Below are 13,680 nucleotides of genomic sequence, written 5' to 3'. Positions count from 1 at the left end.
CAGGTCAGGTGATGATGTCCAAGAAAGTCCTCATCGTCGAGGATAACGAGCTGAACATGAAGCTTTTTCATGATCTGCTCGATTCCCAGGGCTATGAGACCCTGCAGACCCGCGAGGGTTTGCAGGCGCTCGCCCTGGCGCGCGCCCATCATCCCGACCTGATCCTGATGGATATCCAGTTGCCCGAAATCTCGGGCCTGGAAGTCACCAAATGGCTGAAGGACGACGAGGAACTGAACCACATCCCCGTCATCGCCGTCACCGCCTTCGCGATGAAGGGCGATGAGGAGAGGATCCGTCAGGGCGGCTGCGAGGCCTATATCTCTAAGCCGATCTCGGTCATGCATTTCCTGGAAACCATCCGGCAGCACCTCGGATGAGCGCCCGTATCCTCGTCGTCGACGATGTGGACGTGAACGTCCGCCTGCTCGAAGCCAAGCTGACCATCGAATATTACGATGTGCTGACCTGCAACGACGGCCTGTCGGCCCTGGCCATCGCCGCCGAGCATCAGCCGGACCTGATCCTGCTGGACGTCATGATGCCCGGCATGGACGGGTTCGAGACGTGTCGACGGCTGAAGGCCCAGGCCGAAACGCGCCATATCCCCGTCGTGCTGGTCACGGCGCTCGACGGGCGCGAGGATCGGATCAAAGGACTTGAGGCCGGCGCCGACGACTTCCTGACCAAGCCCATCGACGACGTCATCCTGTTCGCACGCGTCAAGTCGCTGACGCGGCTGAAGCACGTCATGGACGAGCTGCGCGAGCGCGAGGAAAGCGGCCGTCGCCTGGGCGTCGATTCGGACAATGCCGCGCGGCTGCGCAGCGAGGGCGGGCGGGTCCTGATCGTCGATGACGACCAGCGTCAGGCCGAGAAGATCGCCCAGGAACTGGGCGGCGAACATCGCATCACCATCGAAACCGATCCCGAGGCGGCGCTGGTCGCGGCCAAGGGCGCGCTGGACTTGATTATCGTCAACGTCGCCGCCGCCAGATTCGACGGTCTGCGGATCGTCGCCCAGGCCAAGTCGGGCGATGCGCGCCGCGCGCCGATCCTGGCGATCGTGGAGCCGACCGAACGGCCGCGCATGATCAAGGCGCTGGAACTGGGCGCCGCCGACATCCTGCCGCGCCCCGTCGATACCGAAGAACTGTCGGCGCGGGTTCGCACCCAGATCCGGCGCAAACGCTACACCGACTTCCTGCGCCAGAAGCTCGACAGCAGCATGGAAATGGCCGTCACCGACGCCCTGACCGGCCTGCATAATCGGCGCTACATGACCGGCCAGTTGCAGGCGCTCGTGGGTCGTGCGGCCCAGGGCGGGGCGCAAGTGGCCGTGCTGGTTCTGGACATCGACCACTTCAAGTCGGTCAACGACAGTTTCGGCCACGACGCTGGCGACGAGGTGCTGGTGGAGTTCGCCGTGCGCCTGGCCACCAATGTCCGGGCGGTGGACCTGCCGTGCCGCATGGGCGGCGAGGAGTTCGTTGTCGTCATGCCGGGCGCCAGTCTGGAAGACGCCGGCCGCGTCGCCGAACGGATTCGCCGAGACGTCGCCTCCGCGCCGTTCCGCGTCATGGGCGGCAAGGAGCAGATCACCATCACCATCTCGATCGGCGTGGCCGCCACGACCGGTGACGGCGATACGCCTGAAGGCCTGCTGAAGCGCGCCGACGAAGGAGTCTATGAGGCCAAGGCCGCCGGCCGCAACCGGGTCATCGCCAAGGCGGCGTAAACCCCCTCCGACACAACGAAAAACGCCCGGCTGGAGACCAGCCGGGCGTTTTCAATTCTCAGCCGATCAAGGACTTACTTGATCTTGCCTTCCTTGAACTCGACGTGCTTGCGCACGACGGGGTCGTACTTCTTGACGACCATTTTCTCGGTCATGGTGCGGGCGTTCTTCTTGGTGACATAGAAGAAGCCGGTGTCGGCCGTGGAGTTCAGGCGGATCTTGATGGAAGCCGGTTTGGCCATCGGAATTACCTCTGCGACGGCGAAAGCCGCTTAAAATAAGAGGCGCGGAACATACTCAGGATCGCCCTAAAGTCAACGGGCGCGATGCCACGTTGATGAGGCGCAACGCACATATAGTCTGACCGCATGAAAATCGCATCCCTGCTCGCCACCGCGGCCCTGATGTCCGTGTCATGCGTGGGCGTCGCAACGGCCGATCCGGCTCAGTCCCAGGACGATTTCCTGGCGCGGTTGACCGCCCTGTGCGGGCAACGATTCGAAGGTCGGGTCGTCACCACCGACGCCGCCGACGCCAAGTTCGCCAGCGAGCGGCTGGTCATGCATGTCCGCGACTGTTCGTCGGACGAGGTGCGTATTCCCTTCGCCGTGGGGTCGGATCGCTCGCGCACCTGGGTGGTGACCAAGACCGACACGGGTTTTCGGCTGAAGCACGATCACCGACACGCGGATGGGACGACCGACGTACTGCACTGGTATGGCGGAGACACGGCCAACGCCGGCACGGCCGAGAGGCAAGAATTCCCGGTCGATGCCGAATCGATCGCCTTATTTAAAGCCAATGACGCGGCGGTCTCGATCACCAACGTCTGGGCGATGGAGGTTCATCCAGATCGGGTGTTCGCCTACGAACTGCGTCGTCCCAACCGGCATTTCCGCGTCGAGTTCGACCTGACCAAGCCGATCGCCGACTGAAGGATCAAACGACGCGCCAGGTCTGGATCGGCCGCACGGTCGCGCAGGCGGGGCCGCCGTCCTTGGCGCGGCCGGGCAAGACGACTTCCAGCACCTCGCCTTGGCGCGCCTGGGCCAGCAGATCGGCGGGAATATCGTGGACGTCGATCTTGGCGCGTCGGCTCCATTCGCTGGCGTGCTGGCCTGCCGACGTGCCGATCGCGATATAGACGAACCGCCGCGTCGCGCCTTCGCGCCGCACGAACGGGCCTGTCAGGCGGTTATCCTCGGACAGGGTGACGGACGCGTCGAAGCTGATCGGGCCTTTGGCGGCGATGCGCGGCTCGACCGGCCTGTTCGCCTTGTCCTGCAGGCTGTAGGCGACGCCGGCTACGGGATCTGCGATGGTGAGGCGCAGGTTGATCGTCGTTCCGGCCATGTCAGTCCCTGTGCTCGACCGTATGCTGGCCCCGCACCATCCGCACGAAGGGCAGGGGGCGGTTCGGGTGCTCCAACCGCTCGGCCAGTTCACCCAGCACGAACCGTGTGATGGCCGGCAGGTCCAATGCGCGCGCCTCGTCCAACGGCAGCCACGCGATCTCGTCCAGTTCGCCCGATCCTGCGGTCGGTTCAGGGCTCAGCAGCGCCTCGGCCGGGGCCATGAAGAACCGGGCGTCGAACCGCCGGGTCCGGCCCGGCGGCGTAATCGCGCGCGCCATATAGGACAGGACCGACAGATTGGGCAGGGCGCCCGCTTGCCGGTACTCACGCCACGGACCGGCGACGAAGGCGCGGGGCGCCGGCCGGCCCAGGATCAGCCCCGTCTCCTCGAACGTCTCGCGCACCGCCGTCAGGGCCAGGGCCCGCGCACGGCGAGCGGGCAGTTCGCCCTCCAGCCGCCGCGCAACCTCGCCCGACAACTCACCCATGGCGGCGGCGGTGAAGTCGCTGCGATCGATCCGCCCGCCTGGAAACACCCATTTCGACGCCATGAACACATGCCCCGGCGCGCGCCGCCCCATCAGCACCTGGGGCCGATCGCCGCCGCGCGTCAGGATCAGCGTCGCCGCATCCTTCGGCCGCTGCGCCCCGCCGACACGCGGTGCGTCGGCCAGATCCTGAGCAGCGTCGAATGGGGTCACTTGCGCTTGCCCTTCCTCACGCCCTTCAGGCCGCCGGAGGGTTTGGAGCCGTTGCGGGGCTTGGGGCCGCCGGGACGGTTTTTGCCACGCATGGGCGGGCTGTCGCCGCCGCGTCCGCGCATTCCGTAGCGTGGGGCCGGGGCGCTGGGATCGCGGGGTTCGGGTTCGCTGAGCATTTCGAACACCAGACCGCCGGTGACGGGCGTGGCTTCGCGCAGCTTGACCTCGACCATGCGGCCCAGGGTGAACCGTTTGCCGGTGCGTTCGCCGACCAAGGCGTGGGCGCGGTCGTCATGGGTGAAATATTCGCTGCCGAGCGTCGAGACAGGCACCAAGCCGTCCGCGCCCGTGTCCTCCAGACGAATGAATAGGCCGAACCGCGTCACGCCGGTGATCCGTCCGGCGAAGGTCGCACCGACGTGCTCCTCCAGATAGGCGGCGATGTAGCGGTCCATCGCATCACGCTCTGCGGCCATCGACCGGCGCTCGGTCATGGTCACGCCCTCGGCGATGGCGGGCAGTTCGGCGATTTCGCGATCCATCAGCCCATTCTTGCCCAGATTCAGCGCCCGGATCAGTCCGCGGTGGACGATCAGGTCGGAATAGCGCCGGATCGGCGAGGTGAAGTGGGCGTAGCGATCCAGGTTCAGGCCGAAGTGGCCGATGTTCTCCGGAGAGTAGATCGCCTGCATCTGGCTGCGCAGGACCACCTCGTTGACGACATCGGCGTGTTCGGTGTCGCGCGTCTCGTCCAGCAGCTTGTTGAACCGCTTGGTCGTGCCGGGCTCGCCCTTGTTCCAGGGCTTGCCGATGGTCGACAGGAAGTCGGCCAGGTTGAAGATCTTCTCCTGGCTGGGCGCGTCGTGGACGCGGTAGATCAGCGGCGTCCTCTTCTGCTCCAGCGTTTCGGCGGCGCAGACGTTGGCCTGGATCATCATCTCTTCGATCAGCCGATGCGCCTCCAGCGAGGCGCGCTTTTCGATGGAGGCGATGCCCCCATCCGGAGCCATGCGGATGCGGCGTTCGGCCGATTCGATCTGCAGCGGGCTGCGCTTCAGCCGGCCCTTCAGCATGGCGTGATAGGCGTTCCACAGCGGATAGAGGATGGCCTCCATAATCGGGCCCGTGGTGTCGTCCGGTTGTCCGTCAATGGCGACCTGCGCCTGTTCGTAGCTGAGCTTGGCGTGCGACCGCATCAAACCGCGCACGAACCTGTGGCCGGTCTTGCGGCCGTCCTTGTCGAAGACCATCCGCACGGCCAGACAGGCGCGGTTCTCACCCTCCTTCAGGCTGCACAGGCCGTTCGAAAGCACTTCCGGCAGCATCGGCTCGACCCGATCGGGGAAATAGGTCGAATTGCCCTTGTCGCGCGCCTCGCGGTCCAACTGGCTGCCGGGGCGGACATAGGCGGCGACGTCGGCGATGGCGACCCAGACTATCCAGCCGCCCTCATTCTTCGGATCCTCATCGCGCGCCGCATAGACGGCGTCGTCGTGGTCGCGCGCATCGGCGGGGTCGATGGTGATGAAGGGCACCTCGCGCAGGTCCTCGCGCCCCTTCAGCGTCGGCAGGGCCTGATCCTCGGCCTCGCGTTCGACCGCTTCGGAAAAGCCGGTCGGGACGCCGTGGGCATGGATGGCGATCAGGGAGGCGGCGCGGGGATCATCCTCCTTGCCGATGTGCTCCAGGATCTTGCCGCGCTTGGGACCATAGCGTTGGTCGCCTTTCTCAACGGCGGCCAGAACCAGGTCGCCGTCACGCAGGTCGCCGGACTGGGCCTGGGGCACCAGCAGCACGTCCTTGGAGCGGCGATCGACCGGCTCGACGCGGGTTTCGCGCGCCGACTTGCGGATGACGCCCAGGACGCGGTTGGTCCCCACGTCCAGCTTCTTGATCAGCCGGGCTTCCCAACCCTCGGCGCCGCGCTGGAACTTCACCAGCACGCGATCGCCCAGGCCAGGGGCGGCCTTGGACTTGTCGGGCATCAGCAGGGCGCGCGGGGCGTCGGGACTGGCCTCGACCAGGCGCACATACAGTTCGCCGTCGCCGTCGCGTTCGATCACATCGGCGACGCCGACGGGGGGCAGGGCGCCGGCTTCGGAAAAGCCCTTGCGACCGCGTTTGCCCAGTCGCCCTTCGGCTTCCAGTTCGCGGATCATTTCGCGCAGGGCCCGGCGGTCGCCGCCCTTCAGGCCGAAATGGCGCGCGATGTCGGTCTTCTCGGCCGATCCGGCCTCGCGCAAATAGGCGACGAGGGTGTCTTTGTCGGGGAGACCGGCGGGCGGCCTCTTGGATGATTTGGTCATTATGTCTTTCGTAGCGCGGAACCGCGCCCTTGAGTAAATCTTGAGGGGTCAAATCTTGCGTGAGTTGACCGCGTGAAGGCGGGGCTTCAGCTTCCGCCGGCCCCGAATGGAGTTTTCGATGTCCCTGACCGCCCCCGCCCTGAGCGCGACCGTCTCGTCGCCGCTGGATCTGATCGGCAAGACGCCGATGGTGGAGGTGACGAAGATCGACACCGGCCCGTGCCGCCTGCTGCTGAAGCTGGAGTCCCAGAACCCCGGCGGTTCGATCAAGGACCGGATCGCCATCTCGATGCTGGACGCCGCCGAGCGCGAAGGCTTCCTGAAGGAGGGCGGAACCATTGTGGAGGCGACGGCGGGCAATACCGGCCTGGCGCTGACGCTGGTCGGTCGGGCCAGGGGATATAAGGTGCTTCTGGTCATCCCGGACAAGATGTCCAAGGAAAAGATCCAGCATCTCAGGGCGATGGGCGCCGATGTTCGTCTGACGCGTTCGGACGTGCCGCATGGTCACCCGGAATACTACACCGACATGGCCGAGAGACTGGCCCAGGGCATTCCCGGCGGCTTCTACGTCAATCAGTTCGCCAACGCCGCCAACGCCGAGGCTCATGTGAAAACGACAGGCCCCGAAATCTGGCAGCAGACGGGCGGCGACATCGACGCATTCGTCGCCGGCATCGGCTCGGGCGGCACGATCACCGGCACGGCGCAGTTTCTGAAGAGCGTCGGCTCGAAGGCCCAGATCATCCTGGCCGATCCGGTCGGCTCGACCCTGGCCGGCATCGTCAACGACGGCGTGCCGGGACCGGAAGGCAGCTACACCGTCGAGGGAATCGGTCAGAACTTCGTGCCCGACACGGCGGACATGAGCCTGATCGACAAGGCCTATTCGATCCCCGACGCCGAGGCGATCGCCACGGCGCGCGAGCTGCTGCTGAAGGAAGGCATTCTGGCCGGATCGTCCTCGGGCACGCTGATCGCTACGGCCCTGCGCTGGTGCCGCGAGCAGACGGAAGCGAAGACCTGCGTCACCTTCGTCTGCGACACCGGGGCCAAATATCTGTCCAAGGTCTATAACGACGCCTGGCTGGCCGATCAGGGCCTGGGCGAGCGCGAGCTGCACGGCGACCTGTCGGACTTGATCAACCGCAAATACGAGAAGGGCGACGTCGTGGTCGCCGGGCCGGGCGACACCCTGGACACCGCCTTCAAGCGGATGAAGGGCGCCGACGTCTCGCAATTGCCGATCATCGAAGATGGCCGGCTGGTCGGGATCCTGGATGAAAGCGACCTGATCCGCATCATGAACACCGACGAGATCACGCGAAAGGAACGGTTCGCCAAGCCGGTGGCCTCGGCCATGACGCGCGATCTGGACACGCTTCAGGTCATTGAGCCGCTCGACGCCCTGATCCCAGTGTTCGACCGCGACCGGGTGGCCATCGTGCTGGACGGCGAGCGGTTCGTCGGCCTGATCACCCGCACCGACCTGATCAACCACCTCAGCCTGAACCGGTAAGTCCATGAGCGACAAGAAGAACAGCCAGGGCTTCTCGACCCGCGCCATCCATTCCGGCCAACATCCTGATCCGACGACGGGTGCGGTGATGACGCCGATCTACGCCACCTCGACCTACGCCCAGGAAAGCCCTGGCGTGAACAAGGGATACGAATACGCACGCGGCAAGAACCCGACGCGCGAAGCGTTCGAGGCCTGTATCGCGGACCTGGAGGGCGGCACGCACGGGTTCGGCTTCGGCTCGGGCATGGCGGCGACTTCGACGGCGCTGGAGTTGCTGGATGCGGGCGATCACATCGTCACGGGCGACGACCTGTACGGCGGCTCGTGGCGGCTGTTCGAGCGGGTGCGTCGGCGGACGATGGGGCTGGACTTCGCCTATGTGGACCTGAGCGACATCGCGGCGGTCGAGGCGGCCATCACCCCGAAGACCAAGATGCTGTGGGTCGAGACGCCCACCAATCCCCTGATGAAGCTGGCTGACATCGCCGCCTTGTCGAAGGTGGCCAAGGCGCATGGGTTGCTGCTGGTCGTGGACAACACCTTCGCCACCCCGTTCTGCCAGCAGCCGCTGAGCCTGGGGGCGGACGTGGTCATGCACTCGGCGACCAAATACCTGAACGGCCATTCGGACATCATCGGCGGGGTGCTGGTGACGGCCGATCCCGATCTTGCGACCCGGATCAAGTTCCTGCAGAACTCGGTCGGCGGGATCATGGGGCCGTTCGACGCCTTCCTGGCCAACCGGGGACTGAAGACCTTGGCGCTGCGGATGAAGGCGCATTGCGAGAACGCGCTGACCATCGCGCGCTGGCTTGAGACGCGCGCGGGGATCGCCAAGGTGATCTATCCCGGCCTGATCGCCCACCCCCAGCACGACTTGGCGGCGCGCCAGATGAGCGGCGGGTTCGGCGGGATGGTGACGGTGATCCTGGAGGGCGATCTGGAGCGCACCAAGCGCGTCCTTGAGCGGGTTCAAGTCTTCACCCTGGCCGAGTCGCTAGGCGGGGTGGAAAGCTTGGTGAACCACCCGGCGATCATGACCCACGCCAGCGTGCCCAAGGAGGTCCGCGAGGCGGGCGGCGTGACCGACAACCTGATCCGGCTGTCGGTCGGGGTGGAGAACGTCGAGGACTTGATCGCGGATCTGGATCAGGCCTTGGGCTGACCCCCGGTCAGAAGGCGTAGGCGACCTTGGCGACCAGGGCGTCCTCATATTGTTCGCCGAAGGTGTGGGCGTCGGTGTCGTAGTAGCGCAAGTCCAGGTCCAGGGCATTGGTGAGGGCGTAGGTCACGCCGGCGTTCCAGCCGGTGTAGTCGGGCGCGCCGTTCTGTTCGCGGCGACCGACGGCGACCGTGCCGTTCAGCTGGGGCGTGAAGTCCCAGCCCAGGCGGCCCTCGACCCAGGTGAAGCTGTCGGTCGAGCCGGCGGCGTCGGGCGAATACTGGACCTGCAGTCGTGCGCTGGCCGGGCCGATCGAGCGACTGGCGTTGCCGGTGATCTCCCAGGCGTCCTGATCATAGCCGGCTTCGGCGTCGAGGCGGTTCTTGTAGACGACGTGGAAATCGAAGCGATAGCCGAAGGCTTCGGGCTGATAGCCGACCACGAACTCGGCCTCGACGTTCGATCCGCCCGCCTGGATCGTCTCAAAGCCGGGGCCGGCGTAGAACAGGCCGTCCGCGCTTTCCCAGGTCGCCGAGCCGAACGCGTAGCCGTCGTTGCCGGACTTGGACGCATCCTTGGAGCGGTTGTCCGTGCCTGCGCCCAGTTCGAACGACCAGGCGTCGCGCGCGGCCGGCGAGCCGGACTGGGCGGCGGCCGGCAGGGCGACGGCGAGCGCGGAAACGGACAGGGCGGCGAGGATGGTCGTGCGGATCATGGGGGCTCCAACGCGCGAGCTGCGGATTGGCGCCGCCTTTAGCGTGCTCCGACCTTGATGGCGAATTCCTCCGTGGCCTGAGCGAACTCTTGTCGCAGGCGCGCGACCAGTTCGGCGGTCGGCGGGACGTCGTGGATGGCGCCCGCGCCCTGGCCGGCGGACCAGACGGTTTTCCAGGCTTTGGCCTCGTTGCCCATGTCCAGCTTGTGCTCGGGCAAGGTCTTGGGGTCGATGCCGTTTTCGATCAGCGACTTGGTCATGAAGTTGGCGGGGATGCCGGAAACGGCCGGGGTGTGGACGATGTCGGTGGCGCCGCTGTCGATGACCATCTGCTTGTAGGCGTCGGCGGCCATGGCCTCGGTCGTGTTGATGAAGCGGGTGCCCATATAGGCGAAGTCGGCGCCCAGCATCATCGCCGCCGCCACGTCCTGACCCGTCGAGAGCGCGCCCGACAGGATGATGGTGCCCTTGAAGAAGCTGCGGACCTCATTGACCAGGGCGAAGGGGTTGATGATGCCCGCATGGCCGCCCGCGCCGTTGGCCACCAGGATCAGACCATCGACGCCCGCCTCGGCCGCCTTTCGCGCATGGCGAATATTGGCGATATCGTGGAAGACCTGACCGCCATAGCCGTGGACCGCATCGACCACGTCGCGCACGGCCCCCAGGGAGGTGATGATCAGCGGCACCTTCTCCTCGACCGACACCATCATGTCGGCCATCAGCCGGGGGTTGGTCGGATGAACGATGTGATTGACGCCGAAGGCGGCGGCCTCGGGCTTCAGCCGGCCCTTGATCTCGTGAATCCAGTCGCGATAGCCCTCGGTCGTGCGCTGGTTCAGCGACGGGAAGGTGCCGATCACGCCCGCATTGCAGGCCTCGACCACCAGATCCGGTCCGGACACCAGAAACATCGGCGCCGAAATGATCGGCAGGATCAGACCTTTTTGCAGCGAAGCGGGAATGGCCACGGGCGTCTCCTTTGGTTTTCTTTCGCTACGCTTAGCGGGCTGTCGCCGGGGAAGGCAATCGCGGGGATTTCAGACGGTGACGCGAAAAAATGAGTCTAATTCGTCTAATCTCGGGTCGGAGGCGGGGTGAAAGCGGGAAGGCGGCGACGGCGGGTGAAAACCGGCCATTATACGATGGTTCGGACGTAGGGTCGGTCGATTGACGCTGGTCGCTGCGAAAACGTTGAAAGGGCGGGAGAAGCCGTGCGGAACTAGGATGGTTGGGTGGCCTCAATCCTCCCCCGCCGGGGGAGGGGGACCGCGTAGCGGTGGAGGGGGCTGATCGCGCACCTGCCGCTGAATATGGTCCACCACAGCAGCCAGTTCGCTCAGCACATCCCGCGCCGGAATACGGACGACGGAAATGCCGCGTGCGTTGAGCCATTCTGTCCGCCGGTTGTCGTGCTCCACCGCCTCCGCCTGGGAATGGCTTTCGCCGTCCACCTCGACCGCAAGTCGGGCGTCCTCGCAAAAGAAATCCAGAATGTACGGACCGATGGGGTGCTGGCGACGAAAGCGAATGCCGTCGAGCCGGCACCCTCTGATCTGTTGCCACAGGAGGACTTCCGGCAGGGTCATCGTGCGGCGCAGGTCGCGGGCGCGAGCCACGGTTTTCTTAGGTGCGTAGGTCATTTGCGTCACGGACCGCATACGCGGCCGGCCCCCTCCACCGCTCCGCGGTCCCCCTCCCCCGATGGGGGAGGATTTTCATCTGAGCGGCAAGCGCCTAAATGCCCGGCATGACCCACTACACTGACAACCTCAGCCAGCTTGGCGCCCAGACCGCCGCTCCGACCAGTCCAGAGACGGCGGTGCTGGAGCGGGTGCCGAACCCGCATGCGGACACGCTGTATCTGGCCCGGTTCACGGCGCCGGAGTTCACCAGCCTGTGCCCGGTGACGGGCCAGCCTGATTTCGCCCACATCGTCATCGACTACGCGCCGGGCGACTGGCTGGTCGAGTCCAAGAGCCTGAAACTGTATCTGACCAGTTTCCGCAATCACGGCGCTTTCCACGAGGACTGCACCGTCGCCATCGGCCGCAAGCTGGCCGACCTGCTTGAGCCCAAATGGCTGAGGATCGGCGGGTACTGGTATCCGCGCGGCGGCATCCCGATCGACGTCTTCTGGCAGACCGGCGCGCCGCCCGAGGGGCTGTGGCTGCCGGACCAGGGCGTGCCGACCTATCGCGGGCGGGGGTGATATACTTTTAGTTTCGCTGAATGGAGGGGGGATATGAGCGATGCCGAGCCGCCGCTGTTTGGCTTCGAGTGGAACCAGTTTGAGGAGTTCCCTGACGAGGCCCGCGACGTAGTCGTCGCGATTATTTGCCTGAATCAGCAGGGTGAACCGACCCAGATCGGTTCTGGGTTTTTTGTACGATCTGAAGGTTCTCGCGCGCTCATAGTAACGGCTGCGCATGTAATAACTGAAGGGGTGAGAGCGTTTCAGAACTCTCGGCGTCGCATTAGAGCGCATAGCACCACCCCTTCAGATTTTTTGGCTCCGGAGGTCGTTTCGGCCGCTTCTTCCGATCTTCGAGTGATCGTGACGAATGGCCACAGGGCCGATCTATGCTTGGTCGCTCACATTGCGTGGGATGAGGCTTCCGACTTGGCTGTTCTAGCAATAGTTCCAAGCGATGATAGTGTTATAGACTTATTTGATAGTCGTCTTGATGTCGCAGAAAGCGATCCTCGTGTCGGGGATATTATCGGCGTGATAGGTTACGCTGAGTTCGAAACAAATCGTGACGAAGGCGACATCAGCAAAGGCATTCTCAGGCGCAGAATGCTTATTCGGATCGGCAAGGCGCTGGAGGTCCATCAAGGCGGTTTTATGCGAGTTACCGTTCCCTGCGTAGAGGGCAGTATGCCGACCTTCTCAGGCATGAGCGGTGGCGCAGCTTTTGTGCTTCCTGCGTTGGGCGAGAATTTTCGAGTGTTTGGCTTGCTGTCGCGCAGCGACGGATCGTCGTCTAATCCCAGTGACCCTGATCCCGCATCTTGGGATCGATCAAAAAATACGAGGCGTTCTATTTTTGCTTCCCTGCGCCGTACAGTCGTACCTACGGGCGATGGAGGCCAATTGGTGACGCTTGGCTTCACCTTTTCAGGGACAGCAATAAATACTGAGGTCGATCAAGCGCGCGTTGCGAATCTCGCAGCGTGGCAGCCTTCTACCTGATTTCCACTCCATGACCCCATCCTCCCGCCTCCCCCTCGAAGCCTGGGGCCGCCGTCTGATGATGCGGGCGGAGGCGTGGGCGGATCGGTCGTGGGCGCGGCGCTACGCCTATGAGTTCCTGTGGTTCGGGCTGAAGCAGGGGTGGGCGTGTCTGTTCGGAGGGCTGATGCTGGCCCTGATCCTGGGGACGTTTGTGCTTTGGCCGGAGGGGGCGCCGGTGTCCCGTTACGATTTCCTGGCGGTCGGGGCGGTGGTGATCCAGGCGGCGATGCTGATCTTCCGGCTGGAGAGCTGGGAAGAGGCGCGGGTGATCTTCCTGTTCCATGTGGCGGGGACGATCATGGAGCTGTTCAAGACCGCGCACGGGTCGTGGGTCTATCCCGAGGACAGTCTGCTGCGGATCGGGGCGGTGCCGCTATTCTCGGGCTTCATGTATGCGGCAGTCGGCAGCTATATCGCGCGGGTGCAGCGCATCTTTCATATCCTTGTGCGGGGGTATCCGCCGCTGTGGACGACCTGGGTGCTGGCGGCGGCGATCTACGTCAACTTCTTCGCCCATCACTGGCTTCCGGACGTGCGCATCGCGCTGTTCATCGCGACCGCCGTGTTGTTCGGGCGGGGATGGTTCTATTTCACGGCGGACCGGACGCGGCGGTCGATGCCGCTGCTGCTGGGGTATTTTTTGGTGGCCCTGTTCATCTGGTTCGCCGAAAACCTGGGCACACTGGGCCGGGCCTGGGTTTATCCAGGGCAGGCCGACGGATGGGAGATGGTGTCCCTGGCCAAGCTGGGCAGCTGGTTTTTGCTGATGATCATCTCGGTCGTACTGGTCTCGTTGGTGCACCGACCGGAGCAGGAGCAAAATCTTTCGTCATCCTCCGGCAAGCCGCTTTAGCGGCGCTGACCGGGGGACCCAGCGGCGCCGAAGGCGATGGGTCCGCCAGCGCAACGTGGAAAGTCGTAAACCGCGACAGGTTCGCGCTTT

General features: G+C 64.9%; 15 protein-coding genes. 8 read left to right on the top strand and 7 right to left on the bottom strand.

Annotated elements, in window-relative coordinates:
* Positions 1–14: 14 nt before the first annotated feature.
* Together ABIB58_RS08215 and ABIB58_RS08210 are read left to right on the top strand one after the other, a co-directional pair.
* Positions 15–380 carry a response regulator gene (locus ABIB58_RS08215; RefSeq protein WP_164952723.1) on the top strand — a complete coding sequence of 122 codons (366 nt, stop codon included), beginning with the start codon at positions 15–17 and terminating at the stop codon, positions 378–380.
* Positions 377–1,738: a PleD family two-component system response regulator gene (locus ABIB58_RS08210; protein ID WP_039247536.1), complete on the top strand. Its 1,362-nt coding sequence runs from the start codon at positions 377–379 to the stop codon at positions 1,736–1,738. The genes ABIB58_RS08215 and ABIB58_RS08210 overlap by 4 nt, the downstream gene beginning before the upstream one ends.
* Before the next feature lie 74 nt (positions 1,739–1,812).
* Here ABIB58_RS08210 and rpmG read toward each other — a convergent pair whose 3' ends face one another.
* Positions 1,813–1,980 carry a 50S ribosomal protein L33 gene (gene rpmG, locus ABIB58_RS08205; protein WP_003164451.1) on the bottom strand — a complete coding sequence of 56 codons (168 nt, stop codon included), beginning with the start codon at positions 1,978–1,980 and terminating at the stop codon, positions 1,813–1,815.
* 126 nt (positions 1,981–2,106) lie between these two features.
* On the opposite strand from rpmG, the gene ABIB58_RS08200 reads away from it, so the two are divergent.
* Positions 2,107–2,673, top strand: coding sequence for a hypothetical protein (locus ABIB58_RS08200; RefSeq protein WP_354040221.1), 567 nt, complete (start codon positions 2,107–2,109; stop codon positions 2,671–2,673).
* Between the two features lie 4 nt (positions 2,674–2,677).
* Here ABIB58_RS08200 and ABIB58_RS08195 read toward each other — a convergent pair whose 3' ends face one another.
* The 3 genes from ABIB58_RS08195 to rnr are packed head-to-tail and all read right to left on the bottom strand — an operon-like array spanning position 2,678 to position 6,100.
* Positions 2,678–3,091, bottom strand: coding sequence for a DUF5990 family protein (locus ABIB58_RS08195; RefSeq protein ID WP_354040219.1), 414 nt, complete (start codon positions 3,089–3,091; stop codon positions 2,678–2,680).
* 1 nt (position 3,092) lies between these two features.
* Complete coding sequence (locus tag ABIB58_RS08190; protein WP_354040217.1) at positions 3,093–3,794, bottom strand: NUDIX hydrolase; 702 nt, start codon at positions 3,792–3,794, stop codon at positions 3,093–3,095.
* Positions 3,791–6,100 (bottom strand): ribonuclease R, encoded by a 2,310-nt coding sequence (rnr, locus tag ABIB58_RS08185; protein WP_354040215.1) that lies wholly within the window; start codon positions 6,098–6,100, stop codon positions 3,791–3,793. Before rnr ends, ABIB58_RS08190 begins: the two co-directional genes overlap by 4 nt.
* A 118-nt stretch (positions 6,101–6,218) precedes the next feature.
* On the opposite strand from rnr, the gene ABIB58_RS08180 reads away from it, so the two are divergent.
* Both ABIB58_RS08180 and ABIB58_RS08175 read left to right on the top strand, forming a co-directional pair.
* A complete protein-coding gene (locus ABIB58_RS08180; protein WP_354040213.1) occupies positions 6,219–7,619 on the top strand; it encodes a pyridoxal-phosphate dependent enzyme in 1,401 nt (466 codons plus the stop codon).
* Between the two features lie 4 nt (positions 7,620–7,623).
* Positions 7,624–8,787 carry a cystathionine gamma-synthase gene (locus ABIB58_RS08175; RefSeq protein WP_354040211.1) on the top strand — a complete coding sequence of 388 codons (1,164 nt, stop codon included), beginning with the start codon at positions 7,624–7,626 and terminating at the stop codon, positions 8,785–8,787.
* A 7-nt stretch (positions 8,788–8,794) separates the two neighbouring features.
* On the opposite strand, the gene ABIB58_RS08170 is transcribed toward ABIB58_RS08175, so the two are convergent.
* The 3 genes from ABIB58_RS08170 to ABIB58_RS08160 form a co-directional block, all read right to left on the bottom strand.
* Entirely contained in the window at positions 8,795–9,499 is a 705-nt protein-coding gene (locus ABIB58_RS08170) for a TorF family putative porin (RefSeq protein ID WP_354040208.1), read from the bottom strand.
* A gap of 38 nt (positions 9,500–9,537) precedes the next feature.
* Positions 9,538–10,470, bottom strand: a complete 933-nt coding sequence (locus ABIB58_RS08165; protein ID WP_354040206.1) for an NAD(P)H-dependent flavin oxidoreductase — start codon at positions 10,468–10,470, stop codon at positions 9,538–9,540.
* A gap of 270 nt (positions 10,471–10,740) precedes the next feature.
* On the bottom strand, positions 10,741–11,142 hold the full coding sequence (locus ABIB58_RS08160) for an endonuclease domain-containing protein (protein WP_354040204.1): 402 nt from the start codon (positions 11,140–11,142) through the stop codon (positions 10,741–10,743).
* Positions 11,143–11,249: 107 nt separating this feature from the next.
* On the opposite strand from ABIB58_RS08160, the gene queF reads away from it, so the two are divergent.
* Genes queF through ABIB58_RS08145 form a run of 3 tightly spaced genes read left to right on the top strand, consistent with a single transcriptional unit; the run spans position 11,250 to position 13,590 of the window.
* Complete coding sequence (gene queF / locus ABIB58_RS08155) at positions 11,250–11,711, top strand: preQ(1) synthase (protein ID WP_055805377.1); 462 nt, start codon at positions 11,250–11,252, stop codon at positions 11,709–11,711.
* A gap of 33 nt (positions 11,712–11,744) precedes the next feature.
* Positions 11,745–12,695, top strand: a complete 951-nt coding sequence (locus ABIB58_RS08150) for a S1 family peptidase (protein WP_354040202.1) — start codon at positions 11,745–11,747, stop codon at positions 12,693–12,695.
* Positions 12,696–12,705: 10 nt separating this feature from the next.
* Positions 12,706–13,590 carry a DUF817 domain-containing protein gene (locus ABIB58_RS08145; RefSeq protein WP_502909736.1) on the top strand — a complete coding sequence of 295 codons (885 nt, stop codon included), beginning with the start codon at positions 12,706–12,708 and terminating at the stop codon, positions 13,588–13,590.
* Positions 13,591–13,680: the final 90 nt, after the last annotated feature.

Origin of the sequence: Brevundimonas sp. UYEF29, from assembly GCF_040546195.1 — a bacterium.
GTDB lineage: Bacteria > Pseudomonadota > Alphaproteobacteria > Caulobacterales > Caulobacteraceae > Brevundimonas > Brevundimonas huaxiensis.
The sequence above is the reverse complement of the archived record's forward strand: the minus strand, read 5'-3'. Positions and strand labels throughout refer to the sequence as shown.